We start from the raw sequence: 4,655 nt of genomic DNA on the forward strand, positions 1-4,655 counted from the left end.
TCGTCAGTTCACCAAATCACGGCGCTTCGATCAGCGCGTATCGCCTGCAACAAGCGCCAATACCGCGAGAGCGGTTTAGTCCTTGTCCGCATTGCTGACGTCTGTGCAAAGCGCAGCGAATGACCGGTTCCCGCCCTGGTGGTCGCCGGAACGCGTCGCAGCATTGAGCACCATGTACTCAAACCTGCATTTGCCGCAAACTGCACCAATGACCGCTCACAAATGAAGTCACCCTTCAAAAGAGGGGTTACATGTGCGGTTTTCGTCCTTTGGCGGCGGGCCGCTACCCAACTCTGCGATGATGTAACCGCCAGGATAAGTTGGACGTTTGCGTTTTGTGATCAAGCGGGGCCTTTTGCGGCGTGGCATCACGCGCAAAACTGCGGACCTGATGCGCATGGCGGAAATGACAAGCTGCCTGACGATGGGCGACGGAGAGGCAAAGCCCATTGCAGACAAAAGTGCCGGATCCATGAAGGATAGGGCCACCGGGCGACCCAGAGACACCAAGCTGCGGGGTAAATAGAACCCAAGCAGAAGATCCAATGTTGTATCCCCAATCTGGCGGTTGCTATCGGCATATCGAAAATGCTCGGCCTCATAGCTCAAGTTCATCGCTTCAAATGCCTGAAACTCTTTTGGGATTTCTGTAATCCCCATTTTATGTCCCACCGCCCGATAATAGTCGGTCCAGGCCAGAATTTCATCGGGGCTGAAGGACCGCCGCCCGAAGCGAGCCATCCAGCGGATCGGCTCCAAAACGAAGGTGCTGAGCACATATAGCATATCTTCATTGGCTATTTTGAAGCGGCCATGGATCGCATTTATCCGGTCAATTGCCTGCTGGCCTCGTTCGGAAGACAAGCCATGCTCGAGCGGCTCTGACAGCAGAAGCTCGGTGTCATAATAGCGTTTGCGAGTCTGGGTTGTGAATTTGCCCGTGCGTGCCAAAAGGCCGGAAATGGCTGGAACGGCATAGGTACGAAACAACGCGAATTCCAAAGCGCGCTCTATGTCCCAAGCGAACTCGATGAAGGCAAGCTGATAGGCAGTCTCCTCATAGTCCATATCTGGCGCCATCTGTTTTCCTTACGGGTCTGCGCTGTCATTTTAGTATGATAGGTGCAAGCATCATCGGGGTCACGGTCCAAAACAAAGCCATGTTTTTGGCATTCGTCCCGAAGATCCAGTGCCCTGTTCATTTTTCAACACAGCTCCGTTTGTGTTTCATCCAGATTCCACAGTGCGAAAACCCAACTTTCGAAGGAACAAATTTTTCCGCTCCAAACCCGCTCGGAAAGTTGGTTTTGAAGGGGAGGGGGGCTTTTCAACTGATCGACAGAACCCGGAAAACGCCCGAGGTCTGCGGATCCAAATTCCCTGTGGATTGGGCCCAAAACACACATTGTGTATCAAAGTTCCGATCCCCGCCTCTAATTGCCCAGATCGCGTCGTAAACGTTCGGCCAAAGCGCGCACCAGAACAGGCGGATCGGCTTGCGCCAGAACAAATTCGACTCCGAATTGCGGCAGCGGTGGCAAACGCTGGTGACTGCGGATCATGGACGGATCATTGCAATCTTCAGCCGGTATGGCGCCAAGGGCCATGCCGGACTTCACCGCCGTGCGAACGCCTTCCAGTGTGCTGCAAGAAAAAAGCGACATCCATTGTCCACCGGCGGCTTCAATAGCGGCAGTGGCGGCCTTGAAATACTGACAGGGACCGCTGACATGGGCCAGCGGCAGCGGGTCGACACGGTCAAGGTCCAGCGTCGGGGCGGCGATCCACAATAACTGGCTTTTGGCCAGAACAGTGTCGTCCGTGCCGGCGGCAACGCGCGTCCGCAGGATGGCCAGATCAAGAAACCCGTCGCGCAAACCTTTGCGGTGATTTTCCGAAAGACCAGCATCAATCTGGACTGTCACTTTGGGACGGGATGTGAAAAAGCCGTGGATGGATTTGGTCAACAGCGAAAACAGGTGGTAATCGTCGGGCACCCCTAGACGAATTGCACCTCCCATATGGCTAGGCAGGAAGCTGTCTTCCATCCGCTCGATCGCAGCAATGATTTCGCGCGCGAGGGGAAGCAAGGCCTCTCCTGCCGTGGACAGGCCGCAGCGCCGGGTGGTGCGCAGAAAAAGTTGCGCGTGCAGGAGGTCTTCAAGCTTGGCGATATGGCCGCTTATGGTCGATTGACTGGCATTCAGAAGCTTGGCGGCATCAGAAAAACTACCCAGTTCCGCGACCGTTAGGAAGCTTTTCAGCAGAGCTGTGTCCATATTACCTATCGCGATTTCCAATCAATATTGCGGATATTATCAATTTTCTTCCATCTGTCCATCTTCTAATCTGCCGCGAAACACAGGCGAGGTGACATGGTGGTGACAGACGATTTCGATCCGGTAGATTTTACTGCAACCTTGGTTGCAATCCCCAGTTCTGACCCGCCCGGCGGCGAACTGGAGGTGGCCCAGACTGTGGAACGGAGTCTGCGCGCGCTCAAGATTGAATGCGAACTGGACGAATTTCTGCCGGGCCGGGCAAATGTCATTGGTCGTGTGCGAGGCAGCGGTAAAAAGCCGCCGTTGGTGATGTCAGCCCATCTCGACACGGTCCCGATTGGGGCGCAGCCATGGTCGTTTGACCCCTTCAGCGGGGAAATTGTGGATGGCCGGCTGCGGGGGCGTGGAGCCTCTGACATGAAGTCCGCCGTTGCGACCTTCATTGCAGCAGCCCATCGGATTTCGCAACGTGACACGCCATTGGCCGGAGATGTAATCCTTGCTTTCACGGCGGGGGAAAGCGCCAATTGTCTGGGCGCACGGCGGCTTGTTGAACAAGGATTCCAATCGGAAATCGGTGCCTTCCTCTGTGGTGAACCAAGCACGCTGGATATCATTGTCGTCGAAAAGGCGATCCTTTGGCTGGAGGCGCGAGCCAAAGGCGAAATGGGCCATGTTTCTGGCGCGGCGGGGGTGAATGCGATCAATGTCATGGCCAATTTTCTGGGCCGTCTGCAGGACTTGACGCTGGACCTGCCGGGCCATCCGCTTCTGACGCCCCCTTCGGTCAATGTCGGTCGAATTCACGGCGGCTCGGCGGTCAACGTCACGCCCGACAGTTGCACAGCCGAGATCGACGTCCGCTTCGGTCCCGGCATCGCGGTGGAAACCGTCCTGCAGCAGTTGCAGGCGATGTCACCGGACCGCATCGAATGGCGCGTGACGGATTTCAAGGCTGCGGTCGAGGAAAAACCGGACAGCGCTTTCATCGCCACCTGTTCGCGCGCAATCCAGACCAAGACCGGCAGAAAGCCGGAGATCAAGGGCGTCTCCTATTACAGCGATGGTGCCATCCTGCTGGACGGATTGAATGTGCCCTTTGCCATTGTCGGCCCCGGCGATCTGGGGATGAGCGGGCAAACCGACGAAAGCGCCGATGTTGATCGTATCTGTGATGTCGTCGACATTTACGTGGCGATTGCCGAAGAGTGGCTTGCATGAGCGCGCGGCGCCCGCTAATCGGTCTGACCCCGGATCAGGAAGTGCCCGAGGGTCAGCCGACCGAAGCGCAGTATCTGGTGCGGTCGAACTATGCCGGGGCCGTGCTGGCAGCGGGAGGCATTCCGGTAATCCTGCCTTATGCCATGGCGGCGGTTGCCGATTTTGTGGCCGGGATTGACGGGTTTCTGATCACCGGCGGCACGCCAGGCGTCTCGGTCAAGCCGAGCCGCAGCGAATTTGAACGGGCGTTGATCGCGGCAGCTCTTGATGCCAAGCGGCCGGTGCTGGGCATCTGCAACGGCATGCAAATGATCGGTCTCCACCTCGGGGGGACCCTGATAGAATGCATCAAGGATGAAGTTGCCCAGCCTATCGACCACATCCCCTTTGATTTACCGACTATCACCGCGCATGACATACGCATTGCGCCGCAAACCCGGCTGGCAGCACTAGCCGGCGCAGAACAGGCGCAGGTCAACAGTCTCCACCGGCAGGCGATTGGCGGGGTTGGGCGGTTCACGGTAGCAGCCACCGCAGCAGATGGCGTCGCAGAAGCGATCGAAGGGCAAGGCCTGGGGTTTTGTCTCGGGCTGCAGTGGCACCCGGAATACGGGCTCACGACCCTCGATACCGCCATCTTCGATGCCTTTGTTTCGGCTGCGATGCTAGCGTGCTGATCGGTGGCGCGGGTTTTCAACAAGGACATATCAGATGACAGACGTAGATGAACGCCTTCGGGCGCTAGGCCTTGCCTTGCCTGTGGCATCGACGCCACCCGGCGCGTTTTGCGGCGCGATCCGCTTTGGCAACACGGTGACGGTTTCGGGCCAGGTGCCGCTCCGGGACGGCGCGGTGCTGATGACCGGGCATCTTGGGGCCGGCATGTCGCTGGATCAGGGGCGCGAGGCCGCCCGCTGGGCCTTGCTGAACGCGCTGGCACAACTCTCGGCGGCGGCCGGGGGGCTGGATCATGTGGCAGGGTTCATCCGGCTGGCCGGCTATGTCGCCGCCACGTCCGATTTCACCCAGTATGGTAGCCGAGCAGACGGCCAAAGCCTGCAATCTGCGGGCTATGACTGTTAATTGTCACTGAGAACTGACCCGGCGGGGATGCGGACAAAAACTTGGACTGTTTTTACGTCATAAGTCCTA

5 protein-coding genes are annotated in these 4,655 nt (G+C 57.8%); 3 read left to right on the top strand and 2 right to left on the bottom strand.

Features of this window, described 5'->3' with window-relative positions; all coding sequences use genetic code 11:
• Window positions 1-228: 228 nt before the first annotated feature.
• Complete coding sequence (locus tag ACEN2J_RS20395) at window positions 229-1,080, bottom strand: oxygenase MpaB family protein (RefSeq protein WP_442108538.1); 852 nt, start codon at window positions 1,078-1,080, stop codon at window positions 229-231.
• Between the two features lie 353 nt (window positions 1,081-1,433).
• The gene (locus ACEN2J_RS20400) at window positions 1,434-2,300 is read right to left on the bottom strand and encodes a LysR family transcriptional regulator (protein ID WP_442108540.1); all 867 of its coding nucleotides are present in this window, start codon (window positions 2,298-2,300) and stop codon (window positions 1,434-1,436) included.
• A 75-nt stretch (window positions 2,301-2,375) separates the two neighbouring features.
• Between ACEN2J_RS20400 and ACEN2J_RS20405 the strand changes: the two genes are divergently transcribed.
• The 3 genes from ACEN2J_RS20405 to ACEN2J_RS20415 are packed head-to-tail and all read left to right on the top strand — an operon-like array spanning window position 2,376 to window position 4,586.
• The gene (locus ACEN2J_RS20405; protein ID WP_442108542.1) at window positions 2,376-3,503 is read left to right on the top strand and encodes a M20 family metallopeptidase; all 1,128 of its coding nucleotides are present in this window, start codon (window positions 2,376-2,378) and stop codon (window positions 3,501-3,503) included.
• A complete protein-coding gene (locus ACEN2J_RS20410) occupies window positions 3,500-4,180 on the top strand; it encodes a gamma-glutamyl-gamma-aminobutyrate hydrolase family protein (protein WP_442108544.1) in 681 nt (226 codons plus the stop codon). Before ACEN2J_RS20405 ends, ACEN2J_RS20410 begins: the two co-directional genes overlap by 4 nt.
• 34 nt (window positions 4,181-4,214) lie before the next feature.
• Window positions 4,215-4,586, top strand: a complete 372-nt coding sequence (locus ACEN2J_RS20415; protein WP_442108546.1) for a RidA family protein — start codon at window positions 4,215-4,217, stop codon at window positions 4,584-4,586.
• Window positions 4,587-4,655 lie beyond the last annotated feature (69 nt).

The sequence above is a fragment of the Pseudorhodobacter sp. W20_MBD10_FR17 genome, assembly GCF_052119765.1.
In the GTDB taxonomy this organism is placed as follows: Bacteria; Pseudomonadota; Alphaproteobacteria; order Rhodobacterales; family Rhodobacteraceae; genus Pseudorhodobacter.